We start from the raw sequence: 20,063 nt of genomic DNA, 5'->3' as shown, positions 1-20,063 counted from the left end.
CCCGCACCCCCGCCCCGCCCGCCCGTTCCCCTCCCCCGGGCTCCGTTCCCGGGGAATGGACCCCACCCGCCCGCATGAACGCAGGAAGTCGGCCCGGCCGACTTCCTGATCCGAGATGCCAACACGCATAGGGGCACCGGATGTGGGCCGGTGGAGAACACGCGCGTCCCGGGATGTCCGGGGCTCCAAGAGGGCTGGAGCCACTGGGGATTCTCCGAGGACGGGCAGGGCGGCACGCCCGGACCGGCACAGCGCCACCGGCACTGGGTGCCGGGGACCAGTGCTGCGCAGTGGCGCGGCCCGCGCCAGTCGGGGCCGAGGCGCAGGCCGGCACAGCGGTCCGCCGACGGCGGTGGGGTCCCAGGACGGTGGAGGCCGTGGCCGCCGGTCAGTGCGGGGTCGGGGGCCAGGGGGTGGAGGTGGGGGTGAGGGTGGAGAGGGACTGGCGGAGGCGGCGGACGGTGGGGTGGTGGGGGCCGTCGCGGCGTTCGCGGTCGAGGAGGAGGGGGAGCAGCCACTGCCAGGCGTTCTGGGGGTCGCCGGTGGCGGCGAGGTGGAGGCCGATGCGTTCGCGGAGGTCGTAGGCGCGCTCGGGGTCGGTGTCGAGGCCGGATTCGAGGCGGGCGGTGTGGGCGGTGAGGAGGGCCTGGTACTCGGTGAGGGCCTCGGCGCCGTGGCCGAGCCGGTCGAGGCAGATGGCGGCGCGGTAGCGGTGGTCGAGGCCCTGGGGGCCGTGCGGGCCGCCGTCGGCGGTGGCGGCGAGGCGGCGGTACTCGGGGAGGGCCTGCTGGGGGTGGCCCTCGTGCAGGAGGGTGCGGGCGTAGATGGTGCGGATGGTGCGCACCAGGGGTGCGGTGTCGCCGAGTTCGGCCTCGGCCCGGGGCAGCAGGCGGGCGGCGAGGCCGAGCACCTCGGTGTGGCGGCCGGCGTCGACCAGGTCGGAGAGCCGGGCGCACTCGGCGCCGAGGTCGGGCTCCGCGGGGACGGGGGGAGGTGTCGCGGGGGCGGGTGGCATGAGGAAGGGCCGGGGCTCGGAGCGGACCACGGGCGCCGGGGCGGCCGCCGCGGCCGGCGGCTGCGGCTGGTGCGGGTAGCGGAAGGGGCGGGCCGGGTCCGGCAGCGGCGTGTAGCGGGGCTGCGGGGCGCCGTCGGCCGGGGGCAGCAGCGGGAGCAGCCGCGCGTACACGCTCCGGGCGTCGGCGGGGCGGTCGGCGGGCTGCTTGGCGAGCAGGTCGAGCACCAGCTGTTCCAGCGGCTGCGGCACGTCGGGGCGCAACTCCCGCAGCGGGACGGGTGGTTCGTCGACGTGTCGGCGCAGGACGCCGAGCGCGGTGGGGGCCCGGAACGGCTCCTCGCCGGCGAGCATCTCGTGCAGCAGGCAGCCGAGCGCGTAGAGGTCGCTGCGCGGGTCGGTGGTGGCGGCGAGGGCCTGTTCGGGGGCCATGTAGGAGGGGCTGCCGACGGGCACGCCGGTGAGGGTCAGCCGGGTGGTCTCGGTGTCGAGGGCGGTGGCGATGCCGAGGTCGAGCAGGACGGTGCGGCCGTCCTCGCGGACCATGACGTTGCTCGGTTTGAGGTCGCGGTGGACCACCGGGATGGCGTGGACGGCGGCCAGCGCGGTGCACAGCTGGGCGGCGACGGCTGCCGCGCGTTCGATCGGGAAGGGTGCGTCCTCGGCGATGAGGTCGGCCAGGCTGACTCCGGGGATGCGCTGCATGACGAGGTAGAGCTCGCCCTCGTCCTCGCCCGCGTCGAAGACGGTGACCAGCCCGGGGTGGTCGAGCGCGGCCGTGATCCGGCACTCGCGCAGGAAGCGGCGGCTCAACTCGTCGCCGTGGCGGGCCCGTTCGCCTCCGGAGCCGGTCCCGCCGGGGAGCAGGTGCTCGGGGCGGAGCAGTTTGACCGCGACCGGGCGGTGCAGTCGTTCGTCCTGGCCGGCCCAGACCTGGCCCATGCCGCCGTGGCCGATCTTCTCGGTGAGCCGGTAGCGGCCGGCGATCAGCCGGGTGGCGGTCACGGCCGGTCCTCGCGGGCCTGGCGGCGCAGCAACTCGCCCAGCTCGCGCAGGTCGTGGGCGGTTTCGGGGGCGGGGGCCGAGGGGGCGGGGGCGGCGGTCGCGGTCGGCACGACGGGAGCGGGCACGGGAGCGTGAGCGGGCACGGGGGCCTGCGCGGGCGCCCCGTACCCGGGCACGGTGGCCCCGTACGGCGAGACGTTCGGCACCGCGTACGGCGAGAGGACCTGCGGAGCGGTGCGCGGCACGGCCTGCGGCGCCGGCGGCCCGGCCAGCCAGACCGCGCGGCTGTCCATCACCAGGAAGTGCGCCGTCGGCAGGAGCCACAGCACGGCCAGCGTGATCTGGCCGGTGGTGTCGGCGGTCGGGTTCTTCAGGGTGCCCGCGACCCCGGCGGAGACGATCATGGCGAGCAGCAGCGCGCAGAACACCGCCGCGCCGAGGATGTCGTACGCCCGTCGGCGCCGGACCGCCAGCAGCAGCGAGGGGACGACCCCGAGCAGGCCGAAGGTGACCAGCGGGGCCAGCGCGCACAGCACCCGCACAACCACCCCGAACCGTCCGGGGATCGGGGGCGGTCCGGCCGTTCCCCCCGGCCCGGCCGCTCCCCCCGGTGCGGGCGGGCCCGGCACCGGGCCCGGCGCGTACCCCTGCCCGTACGGCGCCCCGCCGGGCGGCGGTCCGAACTGCCCGGGGTACTGCCCTGACATGCGCGCTCCTGAGCTGGTGAGGACCGGCACCGAGGGCGGTGCGACCGGTTCCGCACACCGTACCGCCCGGCCCGGCCGCTCCGGAGGGCTTCCGTCCGCCCGCTGCCGCATCGGTATCCCGCCGGTACCGCGCCGCTACTGAGCCGGGGTCACCTGCGGGCGCGCGTCGCGGGTCCTGCCGGATCGGACCCCCGCGGGCCCGGCCCCGGTCCGCGGGGCGGGTGTCAGTCCGGCGGCGCCAGGGTGCCGGTCGCCAGGGCGTCGGTGGCGGCCTGGGCGAGGCTGCGGCCGAGGGCGGCGGCCCGGGCGAGGGCGGTGTCGAAAGCGGCGAGGCGGGCGAAGGCGGCGCCGAGGCGCTGCTGGGCGGGGAGCGGGAGGCGGGGCAGTTCGACCCGGCGGATGTCGAGCCGGGCGGTGGTGGTGGCGTGGCTGGCGGCGCGCCGGGTGCCGGCGGTGGAGCGGAACTGGCCGGCCAGGAACTCGGGGTCGAGGGCGGCCGGGTCGGGCCGCAGGAGGTGGAGCTGGCGGCCGAGGGCGGCGCCGACCAGCGGGCCCTCGGCGGGGACGACCCGGGCGGTGCCGCCGCCGAGGGCGGGGACCAGGACGTCGCCGGGGCGGGTGCGGACGTCCCCGGCCGGGCCGGGGCCGGCGACCAGGACGGCGCTGGGCGCGGCGCCGGTGGCGAGGTCCTGGTCGGTGACGACGGGGGTGCCGCCCGAACCCGCCCCGGCCGGCCGGGTGGCGGCGCCGGTGCCGGAGGAGTGCACCTCCAGCGCGCCGCCGCGGACCAGCTCGCCGATGGTGACCACCCCGACGGGAGCCGTACCGGACGCCCCGCCGGACGTAGCGCCGGACGCCCCGCCGGATACGGCACCGGACGCGGCGCCGGGCCGCGGCAGCAGCGCGACCGGGTCGGGCAGATCGGCCAGCAGCTCGGCCAGCCGGCCGCCGAGGTGGGAGAGTTCGGCCGCGCCGCCGAGCGGGGCGGCGGGCGGGACGTGCCGGGCCGGGGAGAGGTCGGTCTCGTCGTCGAGCAGGTCGATGGCGGCCATCGCCCGGTGGACGCCGGGACGGTCGGCGGGGACCGGCAGGCCCTCGCGCGCGGCGAGGTCGAAGCCGCGCCAGGCCTCCAGGACGGTGCGGCGCAGCTCGGTCCAGTCGACCTTGTCCCGGCCGCCCTCGGCGGCCTGCGCCCCGGCGGCCCCGCCCGGACCGGCGAGCGCCGCCCCGGCGTCGAGCATCAGCACCTGGCGGAAGTCGCCGCCCGGCCGGGGTGCGCGCAGCACCCACAGGTGCAGCGGGACGCCGTACGGCGGGGCGGCGCCGGCCGGCAGCGCGATGACGGCCCGCAGCGCGCCGGAGCGGAGCAGTTCGGCCCGGATGCGGCGGCCGGCCCGGCGGGCGGCGACGGTCGGCGGGAGCAGCAGGGCGGCGAGGCCGCCGGGGCGGGTGTGCGCCAGGCAGTGCAGCACCCAGGCGAGTTCGGACTCACCGCGCGGCGGGACGAGCCCGCCGGGCCAGCGGGTGTCGAACTGCAGCTCGTCGTGGCCCCAGTCGCGCTCGTTGTACGGGGGCTGGCAGAGCACGGCCTCGAAGGTGTCGCCGGGGAAGCCGTCGGCGCGCAGGGCATCGCCGGCCCGCAGGTCGAGCGGGAGCGGGCCGGGGTCGTCGGCGGGGGTGTGCAGGGCGATCCGGAGCCGGGCGAGGGCGGCGGTGACCGGGTCGGCGTCCTGGCCGTAGCGGCCGGTGGTCGGCGGGTGGGCGAGCAGGACGGAGCCGAGGCCGACGGCCGGGTCGAGCACGGTGGCGGGGACGCCGGCGACGGCGGCGAGCAGTTCGGCGGCCTCCGGCGGGGTGGGGCTGAGCTGCCGGGTGTTGGCCTCGGCGTACCGGGTGAGCAGCTGCTCGTACGCGCCGACCGGGCCCGTCCGCGCGGCGAGTTCGGCGAGCAGCCGGGCGAGGTCCAGCTGGGTGCTGCCGAGCAGGCCCGGGAGGCCGAGGGTGCGGGCGCCGTCGGGGCCGAAGGCGTGCACGGCGGCGCCGTTGACGGCCCGGGGCAGCGCGAGGGCGAGCCGGGTGTCGGGCCGGTCGGCGAGCCCGGCCCACTGCGCGGGGTCGCGGTGCAGCAGCAGGAGCAGGGCGCCGGCCTCGACCAGCGGGGCGGCGGGGTGGCCGGCCGGGTCGCGGAGGGTGTCGACGAGCTGCCAGACCCGCTCCAGCAGCGGGAGTTCGGCGATCTTGCCCTGGGCGCGCAGCCAGGACTCGACCTCGGCGAGCGCGAAGGCCGGGCTGGCGTCGGTGCCGCCGACCGGGCGCGGGAAGTCGGGGTGGCGGCGGCGCCAGTTGCTGACCGCGGCCCGGCCGACTCCGGCCAGCCGGGCGATCTCGGCGGCGGTCACTTCGGGACGGTCCGGCACGGGGGCTCCTTCGGTGGGGGCTGCGACCGCACAGCCGGGGCGGGGGCGGGGGCTGTGACCGCACAGCATAGCGACGCACCTCTCGACCACAGTTCACATGTGAACAGAGCTCTTTTGTGAAATCGCATTGACATGGTTCACGGCCGAGTGGTGTGATCTCTCCGTCGCCACCGAACGGGGCGGCGCAGGGAAGACCACCGATCACCGGGAGACACCCATGTCCGCGAACGCCCGCCGCACCGCCGTCCGCCGCGCCACCGCCCGGCGCGGCGCCACCCGCCGCACCGCCGTCCTGCTGCTGGGCGCCGCGCTGGTCACCCTGAGCGCGACGGCGTGCAACTCCACCGGCGGCGCTTCCGTCTCGACGGAGGCGAAGCAGACCGCGGCCGCCACCGGCTCCGAGGCCGCCAAGCCCGCCGGGGACAAGCCCGCCGACACCGGCAAGGCGCCCGCCAAGCTCGGCGACACCATCGCGCTCAAGGGCAACGACCCGGCCGACACCGCCGACGTGACGCTGGTGAAGGTGGTCGACAACGCCGAGGGCGAGGACGAGTTCACCCACCCGGCCGACGGCAAGCGCTTCGTCTCGGTCCAGTTCCGGATCAAGGCGAGCGGCAAGAAGGCCTACAGCGACGTCCCGGGCAACAGCGCCAAGGTGGTGGACGCCCAGGGCCAGGCCTTCGGCAGCACGATCGCGGACACCAAGGCCGGCCCGGGCTTCCAGGTCCCCGCCAACATCGCGCCCGGCGAGAGCGCCCTCGGCTTCGTCACCTTCGAGGTCCCGAAGGACGCCAAGCTCGACAAGGCCCAGTTCGGCCTCGACAGCGGCTTCGCCCCGCAGACCGGCCAGTGGAAGCTCGGCTGACGCACCTGTTCACAGTCGGCCGGCCGCCGCACCGCGTCAACGACGGCCGGCGCCCGTCCACACGAAACGGCGGCCCCGGGGCAGAGCCCGAGACCGCCGTGAACCACCTGGAGGGCGGGGCCCTCCGGATGCCTACTTCTTCGCCCCCGCCAGGTCGTCGAACATGGCCGACAGGAACTCGGTGCACCAGCCCAGCAGTTCCCGACCGACCAGCGGCTTGCCGCCGATCCGCCCGGTGCTCGGGCGCGGCACCAGCAGCTGCTGGGCCGCCGCCTTCACCTGGCTGCGCGGGTAGAGCCGGTTCAGCCGCAGCTGCTGGGACTCCCGCAGCTCCACCGGCCCGAAGCGGACGTTGGAGCCCTGGAGGGTGATGTCCGAGATCCCGCACCGCCGGGCGTACAGCCGCAGCGCCGCGACCAGCAGCAGGTTCTCCACCGGCTCGGGCAGCTTGCCGTAGCGGTCCACCAGCTCGTCCCGGACCTGCTGGATGTCCTCCTCCGCGTTGACCGCGGCGATCGAGCGGTACGCCTGCAGCCGCAGCCGCTCGCCGGGTGCGTAGTCGTGCGGCACGTGGGCGTCGACCGGCAGCTCGATCTTCACCTCCAGCGGCTCCTCCTCCGGCTCCCCGCCGCCCGCCAGCGACTCGCGGAACTCCGCCACCGCCTCGCCGACCATCCGCATGTAGAGGTCGAAGCCGACGCCCGCGATGTGCCCGGACTGCTCGCCGCCGAGCAGGTTGCCCGCGCCGCGGATCTCCAGGTCCTTCATCGCGACGTACATGCCGGCGCCCATCTCGGTGTGCTGGGCGATGGTGGCCAGCCGCTCGTGCGCGGTCTCGGTGAGCGGCTTCTCCGGCGGGTACAGCATGTACGCGTAGCCGCGCTCGCGGCCTCGCCCGACCCGGCCGCGCAGCTGGTGCAGCTGGGAGAGGCCGAAGGTGTCGCCGCGCTCCACGATCAGGGTGTTGGCGTTGGAGATGTCGATGCCGGACTCCACGATCGTGGTCGACACCAGGACGTCGAACTCCTTCTCCCAGAAGTCGACGACGACCTTCTCCAGCTGGTTCTCCCCCATCTGCCCGTGCGCGGTGGCGATCCGCGCCTCGGGCACCAGGTCCTTCAGCCGGGCGGCCGCCTTGTCGATCGACTCCACCCGGTTGTGGATGTAGAACACCTGGCCCTCGCGCAGGAGTTCACGCCGGATCGCGGCCGAGATCTGCTTCTCGTCGTACGGCCCGACGAAGGTCAGCACCGGGTGCCGCTCCTCCGGCGGGGTGGTGATGGTGGACATCTCGCGGATGCCGGTGACCGCCATCTCCAGGGTGCGCGGGATCGGGGTCGCGGACATGGTGAGCACGTCCACGTTGGCGCGCAGCTTCTTCAGCTGTTCCTTGTGCTCGACGCCGAAGCGCTGCTCCTCGTCGACGATGACCAGGCCGAGGTCCTTGAACCTGGTCTCGGAGGAGAACAGCCGGTGGGTGCCGATGACGACGTCCACCGAGCCCTCGAACAGCCCCTCCAGCACGGCCTTGGCCTCGGTGTCGCTCTGGAAGCGGGACAGCGCCTTCACGTTCACCGGGAAGTTCGCGTAGCGCTCGGCGAAGGTCGAGAAGTGCTGCTGCACCAGCAGCGTGGTCGGCACCAGCACCGCCACCTGCTTGCCGTCCTGCACGGCCTTGAACGCGGCCCGCACGGCGATCTCGGTCTTGCCGTAGCCGACGTCGCCGCAGATCAGCCGGTCCATCGGGACGGACTTCTCCATGTCCGACTTGACTTCGGCGATGGTGGTCAGCTGGTCCGGCGTCTCCGCGTACGGGAAGGCGTCCTCCAGCTCCCGCTGCCACGGGGTGTCCGGGCCGAAGGTGTGGCCGGGGGCGGCCATCCGCGCCGAGTACAGCTTGATCAGGTCGGCGGCGATCTCCTTGACCGCCTTCTTGGCCCGCTGCTTGGTCTTCGCCCAGTCCGCGCCGCCGAGCCGGTGCAGCGTCGGGGCCTCGCCGCCGACGTACTTGGTGACCTGGTCGAGCTGGTCGGTCGGCACGAACAGCCGGTCGCCGGGGTGGCCGCGCTTGGCCGGGGCGTACTCCAGCACCAGGTACTCGCGGGTGGCGCCCTGGACGGTGCGCTGCACCATCTCGACGTACTTGCCGACGCCGTGCGCCTCGTGGACGACGTAGTCGCCGGCCACCAGCGCCAGCGGGTCGATCGCGTTGCGGCGGCGCGAGGGCATCCGGCGCATGTCCTTGGTGGAGGACTTCTGGCCGGACAGGTCGGTCTCGGTGATGACCGTGAGCTTCAGGTTCTCGTCGACGAAGCCGTGCTCGATCGAGCCGCAGGAGACGTGGACGACGTCCCGGGTGGGCGCCTCGGCGAGGTCGGCGACCAGGCGGGCCGGGATGCCCTCGTTGCCCAGCACCTCGGCGAGCCGGGAGGCCGGGCCGTGGCCCTCGGTCACCATGACGACCCGCCAGTCGGCGGCCAGTCGCTCCTTGGCGTCGGCGATCGCCCGGGCGGTGTCGCCCCGGTAGGCCTCGACGGCGTGCATGCCGAGGGTCAGCGTGTTGGCATCGCCGTGCCAGCCGGCGACTCCGTCTCGGGCCGGGATGCCGTCGACGGTCGACTCGCTGGTCGCGAACGGGCTGACGGACCACCAGGGCAGCCCGATCTCGGCGGCGTGCTCGCGCACCTCGGCGAGCGAGCGCAGCGAGGCGGCGGAGACGTCGATGGTCTCCAGGTCGATCGGGCGGTCCCCGCCGGCCGCGGCCGCGACCCAGGAGGCGTGCAGGAACTCCTGGCTGGTCGCCACCAGGTCGGCGGCGCGGGTGCGGACCCGCTCGGGGTCGCAGACCACCGCGACCGAACCGAGCGGCAGCACGTCGACCAGCAGCTCCATGTCGTCCACCAGCACCGGCGCCAGCGACTCCATGCCCTCGACCGCGATGCCCTCGGCGATCCTGTCCAGGATCTCGGCCAGCCCGGGGTGCTCGGCGGACAGCTCGGCGGCCCGGGCCCGCACCTCCTCGGTGAGCAGCAGCTCGCGGCAGGGCGGCGCCCACAGGCCGTGCTCGGCGATCTCCAGCGAGCGCTGGTCGGCGACCTTGAAGTAGCGGACCTCCTCGACCTCGTCGCCCCAGAACTCCACCCGCAGCGGGTGCTCCTCGGTCGGCGGGAAGACGTCCAGGATGCCGCCGCGGACGGCGAACTCGCCGCGCTTCTCGACCAGTTCGACGCGCGCGTAGGCGGCGGCGGAGAGCCGGCGGGCCACCTCCCCCAGGTCGTACGACTCACCGCGCCGGACGGCCACCGGTTCCAGCTCGGCCAGCCCCTTGACCTGCGGCTGGAGCACCGAGCGGACCGGGGCGACCACCACCTGGACCGGCCCGGCCGCCGGGTCGTCCGCCCGCGGGTGCACGATCCGGCGCAGTACGGCCAGTCGGCGCCCGACGGTGTCCGAGCGGGGCGACAGCCGTTCGTGCGGCAGGGTCTCCCAGGCCGGGAACTCGGCGACGGCGTCGACGGGCAGCAGGGAACGCAGCGAGGCCGCGAGGTCCTCGGCCTCCCGGCCGGTCGCGGTGACGGCGAGCACCGGGCGGCCGCGGTCCCCGGCGGCCTGCCCGGCGAGCGCGCGGGCCAGCGCGGCGATGGCGAACGGCCGGGCGGCGGGCGGTCCGACCAGGTCCAGGTGGCGGCGTCCACCGGCCGCGGCTCCGGGGGCGGTGGCCGCCTCGATCGCCTCGGCGAGCGCCGCGTCCCGCGCGACGACATCGAGCAGTCCGGTCAGGCTCATCTGGGGTCTCTTCTTCGTCCCGTGGCTGATGCTGCCCCGGGGCGGCGAAGGCCCGCCGGGGCAACGCGAACGGCCCGGCACGCCGAGCGGCCGGGGGTCTCCAGCCTACGCCGCGGCAGGGACGCGCACGCGGTCCACGGCTTCGGCGAGGCCGGACCGGGGCCGTGCCGGACCCGCGCCGGGGCCGGAAGGGGGCGGAAGGGGGCGAAAGGGGGTCGGCCGGGGTCGGCCGGGGACCCGGAGCACCGGGCATCCGCGCGACCGCCCGCGCAGGTTGTCAGGAACACGTCCGAGAACGAACGACTGGACGGAACACCGGACCGGCCGGTGGACGAACCAACCGGGAGCCGTCCCGAACGGGGCACGGCTATCCGCCACGAACTGGACATACTCCTGTCACTGGCCGTCCATGGAGATCGCGCACCATGGTGAACGTGCCCGCCGCACCCAACCGTGGGGGATGGCTGTGGAGGGCACTGTCGCACCCCCGATGGGGGTCGGAGGTGCGAGGCCGGGCGGCCCTGGGTGGGGGCGCCCGCCCAAGCGCCGGGAACCGTGGCGCCCTTTCCTGGAGGGCGCCACGGGTCTCGGCCTCTTTCGTTCCCGGGGGCCTACCCCGTCGACCGCCGTCCTGTCCCGAAGCCCGCCCGTCCTCCCCGGCTTCCGGCCCCGGCCCGCCCGAGAGCCCGGGCGCGCCCGGCACGGCGAAGGCCCCGACCGCCTCTCACCGGGCGGTCGGGGCCTTCGCGACGCGTGGTCGGGCGCGCCGGTCAGCGGCGGTTGTAGCTCACCGTGTGGGGGGTCGCGTAGTCGCTGCCGTCGTCCACGATGATGATCTTCGGAACGATCCGGGTCTCGGCCTCCGAGGACCGCCCGTCGCCCTTCCCGGCAGCGGCCGGCCCGTCGACCGCCTTCGCCTCGGCCGTTCCCTGGGCCGCTCCTTCGGCCGTCCCCTCGGCCCCTCCCTCGGCCCCGGCCGTCCCCTCGACCGTCTCCTCGGCGGGCGGCGAGGCCGGCTTCGGCGGCACCGGGCCGGTCGCCACGGGCCCGCCGATGGCCCTGGTGGCGCTGCTGCCGACCACCGGCGTCCGCAGCACGGTCGCCGACCTCTCCCGGGCGGGGGCCTTGGCCCCGGCGGGAGCCGCCGGAGTCAGGGTCTTGCGCAGGTCGGCCACCGGGATCTCCCCGGTGTCCGCCTCCGAGTCCACCGGCGGGGAGTCGACGACCGCGTCCGCGACCGCGTCCCGCGGCGCGGGCGGCGCGGGCGGCGCGGCGGGCACGACGGTCCCGACGGAGTCCTGGGCGGCCCGGGCGGCCGCGACGGCGGCCGCCGCCACCTCGGGCTCGATCTGGCCGACCGCTGCCCCGGTGAGCGAGGCCAGCGTGGCCTTGATGTGGTCCAGGTGCTGCTGCACCGTCTCCAGCCGGGTGTCGAACTCGCGCTGCTCACGCTCGCTCTCCGCGTTGATCTTCTCGGCCTCCCGGCGGGCCTGCTCGACCAGCTGGTCGGCCTTGGCCTGGGCGTCCGTCTCCAGCTGCTTGATCCGGTTCAGCACCGTCTCCCGCTGCTGCTCCGCCTCCTTGACCTTGCGCTCGGCGGTCGCCGAGACCTCGGCGTCCTCGGCGTCGGCCGCGGCCTGGGCGGCGGCGAAGGTCTCGTCGGCCTTGCGGCGCCGGGCGGCCAGCTCGGCCTCGGCCTGCTCGCTGGCCTCGGCGGCGGCCACCCGCACCTTGGCGGCGTACGCGGTCGCGGTGTCCCGGGCGGAACGGCTCTCCCGGTCGGTGTCGGACCGGATGCCCTCGGCCTCTGCCCGGGTCCGCTCCTCGGTGCGGCGGGCGGCCGCGTCCGCGTCGGTACGGGTCGTGGTGCTGTACTCCTTGGCGGCGCGGTCGGCGGCCTGCCCCGCCTCGTAGACCTCGTCCCGCAGGTCCTCGGCGAAGCGCTCGGCCTTCTCCCGGACGGCGCGCGCCTCGTTCTCGGCCATCGCGGCCAGTCCGGCGGCCTGCTCGCTGAGTACCTGGTAGTCGGGTTCCGGGGCCTCCTCGGCAGTCCGGCGGATGTCGGCCAGCCGGGCCTCCATCTGCCGGATTCCGGCGCCCAGGACGCTCAACCGTTCCCACGCCTCGTCACGCTGCGCGGTGAGGGCGGCGAGGGCTCGGTCGACCTGCTCGGGCACGTAGCCACGGCGGGCCTGGGTGAAGCCGTACTGGGGGACGGCGTCGCTCATGGGCTCTTCCCCTCGTTTCGCGGGCTGCGGAGCCCATGATCGGACGGAACGGACGGATCCGGAACCGGTTCGGTGCCCCGGGCCGGATTCCGTCGTCGTGCGGACCGGAATATGTCGAGGACGAGACGAATAGACCCATCCTCTTGACCTATTTTGCGCAGATCTGGGCGAAACCCCAACGAGGCACAGCTGCGGAGGCATGCCGGAAGGGCCGTTCCGGACACCGGAACGACCCCTCCCACCTGCGAGGACCTGCGACGGTCCGCTACAGCAGGCCGTCCCAGAACTGCTCCAGCAGCACGGCCCACCAGGTGTCCGCGTTCTGCAGGGCCGCCGGGTCGATCGCGGCGAGCTGGGCCTGGAAGTCGGTCGTCCAACGACCGGCCTGGTCCGGGGTCAGCCCGTACCGCAGCCGCCACATCCGGCCCAGCAGGGCCATCGAGCGGACGAACTCCGGTACACCGCTGTTGACGAACCGGGGCGGCTGACCGGTTCCATCGATGTCCACGGCCACCACGTGCGCGGTGCCGTACTGGACGCACAGCTGCCGTCCGTAGTCGTTGCCCAGCACCAGGTAGCCGCCGAAGTCCGGGCCCGCGGCCAGGCCGCGCTCGGCGGCCAGCTCGGCGAGCGTCGGGATCGGGCGGCCCTCCTGCGCCTGCGCCCAGAAGAACGGCCCGAAGTCGCGCGGCAGCCCGGCCCACATCAGGGTCTGGGACACCGGCTCGGGCACGCCCTGGCGGGAGACGGCGCGCTGCTCGTACCGGAACAGGTTCTGCCCGAAGGCGGCGCCGGTCTCCTGGGCGAGCTGCTGCGGCGGGAGCGGCGGCAGCGCCTGGACCGTCCCGGGCGCGGGCGGCGGCACCCGGAACGGGCGGACCCGCTGGGCGCCGGACGCCAGCTGGTGCAGCTCGTCCAGATGGTCGAGCAGCTCGGCCATCCCGGCCTGCCGGGACGCGTGGTCGCGGCCGTACGGGGCGGTGTGGGTGAGCCGGACGTTCGGCCAGGACGCGGCGATCATGCGGTTGCAGTAGCCGCCCGGCAGGTCGCACGACTCCAGCTCGGTGTAGAGCTCCAGCACCTGCTCCGGCGGCACGTTGAGCCGGCGCAGGTCCTGCAGGATCTTCCACTCCGGGTGCGGGGTGCCGGGCTCGCTGCGGTGCAGCAGCTTCTGCTCCGAGCCGTCCGGGCCCCGGTAGCTGAGCGCGGCGAAGTACCCCGGGCCGACCGCGGGCACCCCGGGGGGCACCGGCGCGGCCTGCGGCGAACCGGGCACCGCCGGCGGAACGACCCCCGCGGCACCGCCCGTGTTCGGGTAGCCGTAGCCGGCCGCGGGCGCGGCGGGGGCCGCCGGGCCGCCGGGCGGCGGCGGGACGGCGGGACCGCCGGACGGCGGGGTGCCCGGGTCCGCCGGGCCGCCCAGCAGCGCCGGGTCGATCGCGCCCGCCAGCTGGGTCGCCTCGTACGCCGTACCGGAGGCGGACGGGCCGGCGGGCGGCGCGCCCTGCGGGGCCGGCGGGGCCTCGCCACCGCGCAGGCCCGCCGGGGGCGGAGGCGGCGGGGCGGAGGCCGCGCCGCGGCCGCCGGAACCGGCCGGGGCGGCGACGGGCGTACCGGAGCCCGGAGTGTGCTTCAGCCCGGCCGGCGGGGGCGGCGGCGGGCCCGAACCCGCACCGCGTCCGAGTCCGGCGGGGGCGGCGGCCGCACCGGGGGCACCGGCGGGGCCCCCGCGCAGCGCGGCCGGCGGGGGCGGCGGCGGGACCGAGCCGGCACCGCGTCCGAGTCCGCCCTGCGGCGCGGCGCCCTCCGGGGCGCCGGGGACCGGGGCACCGGGCAGGCCGGCGAGGCCGGGCATGCCGCCCGGCGGGGCCAGCATCGTCGGGGCGTGCTCCGCCTGCGGGCCGGCGGCGGACGGAGCGGCCGGGGCGCCCGGCAGGCCCATCAGCCCGGGCATGGCGTCCGGCGAGGCGAGCAGGGTCGGCGCCGGCTCGGCGGCCGGGGCGGGTGCCGGGGCCGGCGGGGCGGCCGGCGGTTCGGCGAACGGCGGCTGCGCCCCCTGCGGCCGGTCGGCGAACGGCGGGACCGGGGGCATGCCGTGGCCGCCGCTCGTCGGCGGCATCAGCATGGTCGCGGCCTCGGCACCCGCCGGCGCGGCGGGCTCGGGCAGGTCGGAGCCGGTGATCCGCAGCCCCTCGGGCATCAGGACGGTGGCGGCGTCGGCCCCGTCCGACGGGCCCGGCACACCGGGCACACCGGGCGCGACGGGGGCGGCCGGAGCCACGGGCGGCGGCACCGGCGCGACGGCCTGCGGCTGCGGCGAGGGCTGCGGAGCGACGACCGGCTCCTCGTGCCCGGGCGGCGGCGCGAGCATGGTGGGCGCGTCCCCGGCGGGCCGGCCGGAGACCGGCGGCTCGGTCAGCACGGCCGGGGCGGGCAACGGCGCGGGAACGGGCTGCGGCGCCGGAACGGGCGGTTCCTCGACGGGCGTGGCAGCGGCGGCGCCGGCAGCAGCGGCCGCGGCCGGGGCCTCGGCACCCTGCGGCCCGGCCGGGGCCGTCCCGAGCCGCTCCGCCTCCGCCGCGATCGCCGCGGCCCCCGCCTCCTGGAGCCACTGCGGCGGGCTGAGCAGGAAGGAGGTGGCCTCCACCGGTCCGGGCGCGGGCTTCGCCGCCCCGGCCGGGTTGGCCGCCACCGGCCGCCCGTAGACCTCCTCGTACTGCCGGACCACCTCGTTGACGGGCAGCGCGGGCCACAGCGTGCTGGCGCCCGAGTCCCGGGCGATCACCAGCCGTGCCTCCCCCGTGCCGCCGCCCGCACCGCCCGTGCCCTCGGCCGGGCCCGCGGGCGCCACCGCCCAGCAGACGAAGCCCAGGTCGAACTCCCGGACCCGCACCTCGCGCTGCTGCGAGCGCGGCACCCCGCCGTTGATCCACTCCTCGGCGAGCTCCTGCGCCTGCGCGTACGTCACCACGCCCGGTTCACCCCTGTCCGCATCCTCTTCGTCCCCCGTTCCACCGACACCACCGCGACCACCGAGACCACCGAGACCACGCGCCTCAGCCCACCGGGACGGCCCGGGCGAACCCGCCGTCCACCATCAGCTCCGCGACCGTCTCCAGCTCCGGCGGGCTGCCCGCCAACCGCAGCAGGAAGGCGTCGAAGTCCTCGCCGCAGGGCAGCAGCAGCCGGGCGCAGCGGTCCTCCGGGGCCTCCGGGGCGCCGGTGTCGCGGGCGTCGTCGTGCAGGTGGAACCAGACCGAGCCGGTCCGCTCGCCGCGCACCTTGAGCGCGACCAGGCCGCCCTGGGCGTAGGCGACGGCCAGGTAGTCCTTGGTGAGGTGGTCGCGCAGGCACTTGTTGGCGTACACGACGTCCGCGGTGCCGTACTCCTCGGTGAGCGTCAGGAAGGGCTGGTCGAGCAGCAGTCCGAGCTCGGTGTCCAGCGCCACGCCGACCGGGGTGCGGCCGCCGCCCAGCTTGAGGAAGGTGCGGTAGGCGTCGGGCAGCCGGTAGCCGAGGCGCTGCTCGGCGCGCTGCACCAGGTCCTCGGGGACGCCGATCGGGTCGCCGCCGTCCCCGGCCAGCGAGAAGTGCACCGCCCGGCGCTCCTGCAGGGGGCGGGTGCCGCGGCGGGTGTGGTCGGCGGCGGAGGTGGCCAGGCCGCCGTGGTGCCGCAGCAGCGCCTTGACCTCGACCGGCACGAGCTCCATCCGCCGCCAGCCGGGGGCGGCCCGGCCGACCGCGTGGTGCCAGGTCCAGCCGGGCGGGGTGGCGACGGCGGTCGAGAGGTCGGCCCAGAGCGGGTGGCCCTGGGTGTAGAGCGCGGCGTTGGCCGACACGTAGTCGGTCAGCCGCAGCTCGTCCACGCCGAAGCCCTCCGGCGGGTCGGCCACCTCGGCCGCGGCGGCGGCGTACGGGCCGAAGTCCGGAAAGCCGTACTCGTCCACCCTGACCCCGGCGGGGTGCCGCTCCGCGCGGACCGGGTCCGGGAACTTCACCACCTGACCTGCGTACGCCGCGTTCGGTGCGGCGGCGACGCCGGGCCGACCTGTCGTCATCTGGGAGCCCCCACTGGCTGCTGCAAATACGGTGCCTGCTGGGCACCAGCCTAGGGCCTGCCTTCAACCCCCCGTCCGTCAGGCGGACGACGGGGGAGCGACGGCGGGTCCCGGGGGCGGCGCACGGCCGGGACCTCGCCCGGAGCCCGCCCGGAACCCCGCCCGAAGCCTTGCCCGGCTCCCGCCCGAAGCCGCGCCGGGAGCGTCCCCGACGTCACAACCGCACGCCCAGCGCCCGCGCCAGCGCCTCGGCCACCCGCAGCTGCCCGGCCTCGGTGAGGTGGGGGTGCAGCGGCAGGCTGAGCAGTTCGCGGGCGGCCCGCTCGGCGACCGGGAACGTCCCTTCGCGGTGGCCGAGGTGATGGAACGCGGGTTGCCGGTGGACCGGCACCGGGTAGTGCACCCCGGCGCCGATCCCGGCCGCGTGCAGTTCGGCCAGCACCGCGTCGCGGTCCCGGCCGGCGCCGATCCGTACCGGGTACAGGTGCCGGACGTGCTCGTTGCCGGGCGCGGTGCGGGGCAGGGTGAGCCCGTCCAGCCCGCCCAGCAGCTCGTCGTAGCGGGCGGCGGCGGCCCGGCGGGCGGCGTTCCAGGCGGGCAGCCGGCGCAGCTTGGCGCGCAGCACGACGGCCTGCAGCGCGTCCAGCCGGGAGTTGAAGCCGAACCGTTCGTGCCGGTACCGGTCGCGGGCGCCGTGGTCGCCGATCAGCCGGACGGCGTCGGCCAGGGCGTCGTCGTCGGTGAGCACCGCCCCGGCGTCGCCGTAGGCGCCGAGGTTCTTGCCCGGGTAGAAGCTGGTGGCCGCGATCCGCCCGTACCGGCTCCGCCCGTGCTGCCGGGCGCCCTGGGACTGCGCCGCGTCCTCCACCACCGGCCGTCCGTCGGCCGCCGCCAGCAGCGGCCCCATCGGGGCGAGTTGGCCGAAGAGGTGGACGGGCAGCAGCGCGGCCGCGCCGGGCAGCGCGGCGGCGGCCCGCTCCGGGTCCATCAGCAGGTACTCCGGGTCGGCGTCGACCAGCACCGGGCGGAGCCCGGCCCGCAGCACGGCCTCGGCGGTGGCGACGAAGGTGTTGGCGGGCAGCACCACCCCGCTGCCGGGCGGCAGGCCCAGGGCGCGCAGGGCCAGTTCGAGGGCGTCGGTGCCGTTGGCGGCGCCCACGCAGTGCCGGACACCGGCGAAGGCCGCGTACTCACGCTCGAAGGCGGCCACCTCGGGGCCCTTGACGAAGGCTCCGGAGGCGAGCACCCGGTCGAAGCCGGCCCGCACCTCGTCCGCCACCTCGGCGTGCGCCGCCGCCAGATCGACCAGCGGGACGCCCTCCCGCACCGGATCCCGCGCCGGATCCCGCACCGCGCCCCGGCGCACCGGCCCGCGCACCGGCCCGTTCACCGGGCGACCTCCGCCCCGGTCCGGACCGCCGCGCCCACCGGGACGGTGGCGCCGCCGAGTTCGAGGCTGAGCGAGGCCGCCTCCAGCAGCTGCAGCACCCGCACCCCGGCCCGGCCGTCGGTGAGCGGGGCCCGGCCCTCGGTGATGGCGGCCGCGAACTCGGCCATCACGTTGCGCAGCGCCTCCTGCTCGACCAGCGCGGGCGCGACCATCTCGCCGACCCGGTAGGAGATCAGCGCCCGGTGCCGGATCGCGTCGGTCAGCCGGTCGGGCGGGGTGAGGTCGACCCCGCGGTCGTGCACGGCCAGCCGGGCCTGCGGGTTGAGGTCGTCCCAGACCAGGGTGCGCCGCGAGCCGCCGATCAGGGTGGTGCGGACCTTGGTCGGGGAGAGCCAGTTGACATGGCAGTGCGCCAGCGCGCCGTTGCTGAGCCGGACCGTCAGGTACGCGACGCAGGCGCGGCCGGCCCCGATCGGGTCGGCGCCCTGGGCGGACACCCCGACCGGCTCGACCCCGGGCGGCAGCACGAAGTCCAGGATCGACAGGTCGTGCGGGGCGAGGTCCCACAGCACGTCCACGTCCGGCTGCACCAGGCCGAGGTTGATCCGCACCGAGTCGAAGAACTGGACGTCCCCGATGTCCCCGCCGTGGACCAGTTCGCGGATCCGCCGCACCGCCGGGGTGTAGCAGAAGGTGTGGTCGCACATCAGCACCAGCCCGCGCCGCTCGGCCAGGTCGACCAGTTCCTCGGCCTCGGCGGCGGAGGTGGTGATCGGCTTCTCCACCAGGACGTGCTTGCCGGCCTCCAGGGCCGCCCGCACCAGCGCGTAGTGGGCGCCCGCCGGCGTCGCCACCGCGACCGCGCCGACCCGCCCGTCCGCCAGTACCCGCCGGTAGCTGTCGGTCACCCCGACGGTGCTGTACTCCCCCAGCACCGCCCGGGCCTTGGCCTCGTCCAGGTCGCACAGCCAGTGCAGCCGCAGCGCCGGGGTGTGCTGCGCGTTGCGGACCAGCTTCGGGCCCCAGTAGCCGGCCCCGACCACGGCCAGCCCCACCGGGTGTTCGGGCACCGGCCGGGGCGGCTCGTCCGGTGCGGGCACGTGTCCGCCGGGTGCCTGGTTGGCGGTCTGCCAGTGCTCGTCCTGCGGTTCCGACGTCATCGCACGAGCCCCTTCGCTCAGCGCCGGGGCGGGCGACAGGCCTTCCCCGGCGGCCTCAACGTCCGGCGCGGGCACCGGAGTCGGGCTGCCGGCGGCTGTCCGCACGGTCGGCCGCGTCCCCTTCGGCTCGCTGCCGGAACGGTACCGGCCGGGCATCGGGCCCGGGGGCCGTTTCGGTAAATCGGCGGACAAGTCGTGACGGACGGGTGCGCGTTCGGCCGGCATCGGGCGACCGCCGGCCGGCCGGCCGCGGCACCGGCCGCCGCCGCACCCCGGTTGTGCGGTTGTCAGTACCGTTTGACAGGCTTGCCCCGGACCGGCCCGGTCACTCCGGCCGATGCCGGGTTACGAGGAGGAGGACGACGGATGACCACCGGTGAGCCGGCGGGCCCGCCCGTGCTGCGCCACCACCGCGACAGCCTGCTGCCCGCCGTCGCCGCCGCGCTGTCGCTCAAGGGCGGCGAGGTGCACACCCTGGCGGGCGACAAGGACCCGCGCCGCCCGGTGCTGCACCACCTGGTCGCCGACTTCCTGGACACCCTGCCGGCGGAGGCCCGCGAACGGTTCACCGGCCGCTGCCCGGAGGCCGTCCTGCTCTCCCAGCACCTGGCCGCGGTCGACGGCCGGCGCTCCAAGCGCGCCGCCCGCAAGCCGATGACCCTGCAGGAGGCCCGAAAGTCGCTCAAGGGCGCCCGGATGACGACCGTGCGCATCCGCGAGGAGGACGACCCGGCGCACGGCAGCCACGCCCCGCCGTGCCGCTCCTGCGCTCCGATGCTGGAGCACTTCACCGTACGCAGCGTCGCCGTCGGGCCGCCCGCGCACTGACCGGCCGAGCGCCGGCACGTCCCCGTCCCCCAGCCCTGGAGTCCGCCCTGAACCCGCCGATCCCGTCCCCACCGGCCACCCTCTCCCCCGCCGGCACCCGGACCCGCCCGCGCTTCCCCGCCGACGTCGCCGCCGAGCTCAAGGCGGCCGGCTGGCACCCCGGCCGCTGGGAGATCCGGCAGGCCGAGGAGTGGGCCGACGCCCTGGCCGGGTACGGCGCGCCCACCGGCGTACGGCACGCGGTGTTCCCGGCGGCGGTGGAGGCCTGGGCCGAGTTCGGCGGCCTCGCCTTCGACCTGTCCGGCCCGGGCCGCCAGCTGGCCCGCACCCCGTTCCTGATCGACCCGCTGTGCGGGCTGCACCAGCCGCGCACCCTGCTCGACCTGGGCCGGGCGCTGGGCACCCGGCTGGCCCCGCTCGGCGAGGAGGCGTACGGGCAGGCGCTGCTGGCCGTCGACGAGGAGGGCCGGGTCTACAGCCTGGACCACACCGGCGAGTGGTTCCTCGGCCACGGCATCGACCAGGCGATCTCCACCCTCGTCCTGGGCACCGCCCCCGAGCGGCTGCGCACCGCCGAGGAGTACTGACGGCCGGGGGCCGGGGACGG

The 20,063-nt window shown here is 76.5% G+C and carries 12 protein-coding genes; 3 read left to right on the top strand and 9 right to left on the bottom strand.

What is annotated here, in order from left to right; genetic code table 11:
- Positions 1–388 precede the first annotated feature (388 nt).
- The 3 genes from ACFWJ4_RS05265 to ACFWJ4_RS05255 form a co-directional block, all read right to left on the bottom strand.
- The gene (locus ACFWJ4_RS05265; RefSeq protein WP_380539384.1) at positions 389–2,017 is read right to left on the bottom strand and encodes a protein kinase; all 1,629 of its coding nucleotides are present in this window, start codon (positions 2,015–2,017) and stop codon (positions 389–391) included.
- On the bottom strand, positions 2,014–2,724 hold the full coding sequence (locus tag ACFWJ4_RS05260) for a hypothetical protein (protein ID WP_380539381.1): 711 nt from the start codon (positions 2,722–2,724) through the stop codon (positions 2,014–2,016). The genes ACFWJ4_RS05265 and ACFWJ4_RS05260 overlap by 4 nt, the downstream gene beginning before the upstream one ends.
- A 224-nt stretch (positions 2,725–2,948) precedes the next feature.
- Positions 2,949–5,141 (bottom strand): N-6 DNA methylase, encoded by a 2,193-nt coding sequence (locus ACFWJ4_RS05255; protein ID WP_380539378.1) that lies wholly within the window; start codon positions 5,139–5,141, stop codon positions 2,949–2,951.
- A gap of 217 nt (positions 5,142–5,358) precedes the next feature.
- Between ACFWJ4_RS05255 and ACFWJ4_RS05250 the strand changes: the two genes are divergently transcribed.
- Positions 5,359–6,006 carry a DUF4352 domain-containing protein gene (locus ACFWJ4_RS05250; protein ID WP_380539375.1) on the top strand — a complete coding sequence of 216 codons (648 nt, stop codon included), beginning with the start codon at positions 5,359–5,361 and terminating at the stop codon, positions 6,004–6,006.
- 132 nt (positions 6,007–6,138) lie between these two features.
- Here ACFWJ4_RS05250 and mfd read toward each other — a convergent pair whose 3' ends face one another.
- The 6 genes from mfd to ACFWJ4_RS05220 form a co-directional block, all read right to left on the bottom strand.
- Positions 6,139–9,792, bottom strand: a complete 3,654-nt coding sequence (mfd, locus tag ACFWJ4_RS05245; RefSeq protein WP_380539372.1) for a transcription-repair coupling factor — start codon at positions 9,790–9,792, stop codon at positions 6,139–6,141.
- A gap of 770 nt (positions 9,793–10,562) precedes the next feature.
- Entirely contained in the window at positions 10,563–12,020 is a 1,458-nt protein-coding gene (locus tag ACFWJ4_RS05240; RefSeq protein ID WP_380539369.1) for a hypothetical protein, read from the bottom strand.
- Between the two features lie 265 nt (positions 12,021–12,285).
- Entirely contained in the window at positions 12,286–14,991 is a 2,706-nt protein-coding gene (locus ACFWJ4_RS05235; protein ID WP_380539366.1) for an SUKH-4 family immunity protein, read from the bottom strand.
- 85 nt (positions 14,992–15,076) lie between these two features.
- On the bottom strand, positions 15,077–16,078 hold the full coding sequence (locus ACFWJ4_RS05230) for an SMI1/KNR4 family protein (protein WP_380539363.1): 1,002 nt from the start codon (positions 16,076–16,078) through the stop codon (positions 15,077–15,079).
- A gap of 214 nt (positions 16,079–16,292) precedes the next feature.
- Positions 16,293–17,468 carry a DegT/DnrJ/EryC1/StrS family aminotransferase gene (locus ACFWJ4_RS05225; protein ID WP_380539360.1) on the bottom strand — a complete coding sequence of 392 codons (1,176 nt, stop codon included), beginning with the start codon at positions 17,466–17,468 and terminating at the stop codon, positions 16,293–16,295.
- The gene (locus tag ACFWJ4_RS05220; protein ID WP_380539357.1) at positions 17,465–18,628 is read right to left on the bottom strand and encodes a Gfo/Idh/MocA family protein; all 1,164 of its coding nucleotides are present in this window, start codon (positions 18,626–18,628) and stop codon (positions 17,465–17,467) included. Before ACFWJ4_RS05220 ends, ACFWJ4_RS05225 begins: the two co-directional genes overlap by 4 nt.
- 366 nt (positions 18,629–18,994) lie before the next feature.
- Between ACFWJ4_RS05220 and ACFWJ4_RS05215 the strand changes: the two genes are divergently transcribed.
- Positions 18,995–19,456 carry a YwqJ-related putative deaminase gene (locus ACFWJ4_RS05215; protein WP_359910045.1) on the top strand — a complete coding sequence of 154 codons (462 nt, stop codon included), beginning with the start codon at positions 18,995–18,997 and terminating at the stop codon, positions 19,454–19,456.
- A gap of 59 nt (positions 19,457–19,515) precedes the next feature.
- Positions 19,516–20,043: an SUKH-3 domain-containing protein gene (locus ACFWJ4_RS05210; protein ID WP_380539414.1), complete on the top strand. Its 528-nt coding sequence runs from the start codon at positions 19,516–19,518 to the stop codon at positions 20,041–20,043.
- Positions 20,044–20,063 lie beyond the last annotated feature (20 nt).

It is taken from the genome of Kitasatospora sp. NPDC127067 (assembly GCF_042724755.1).
In the GTDB taxonomy this organism is placed as follows: Bacteria; Actinomycetota; Actinomycetes; order Streptomycetales; family Streptomycetaceae; genus Kitasatospora; species Kitasatospora lactacystinica.
This window is presented reverse-complemented; position numbering and strand designations above follow the sequence as displayed.

Coding starts and splice junctions, on each gene's coding strand:
- ACFWJ4_RS05240 (WP_380539369.1), bottom strand. CDS start 12,020: ATGAGCGACGCCGTCCCCCAGTACGGCTTCACCCAGGCCCGCCGTGGC.
- ACFWJ4_RS05260 (WP_380539381.1), bottom strand. CDS start 2,724: ATGTCAGGGCAGTACCCCGGGCAGTTCGGACCGCCGCCCGGCGGGGCG.
- ACFWJ4_RS05230 (WP_380539363.1), bottom strand. CDS start 16,078: ATGACGACAGGTCGGCCCGGCGTCGCCGCCGCACCGAACGCGGCGTAC.
- mfd (WP_380539372.1), bottom strand. CDS start 9,792: ATGAGCCTGACCGGACTGCTCGATGTCGTCGCGCGGGACGCGGCGCTC.
- ACFWJ4_RS05215 (WP_359910045.1), top strand. CDS start 18,995: ATGACCACCGGTGAGCCGGCGGGCCCGCCCGTGCTGCGCCACCACCGC.
- ACFWJ4_RS05220 (WP_380539357.1), bottom strand. CDS start 18,628: ATGACGTCGGAACCGCAGGACGAGCACTGGCAGACCGCCAACCAGGCA.
- ACFWJ4_RS05250 (WP_380539375.1), top strand. CDS start 5,359: ATGTCCGCGAACGCCCGCCGCACCGCCGTCCGCCGCGCCACCGCCCGG.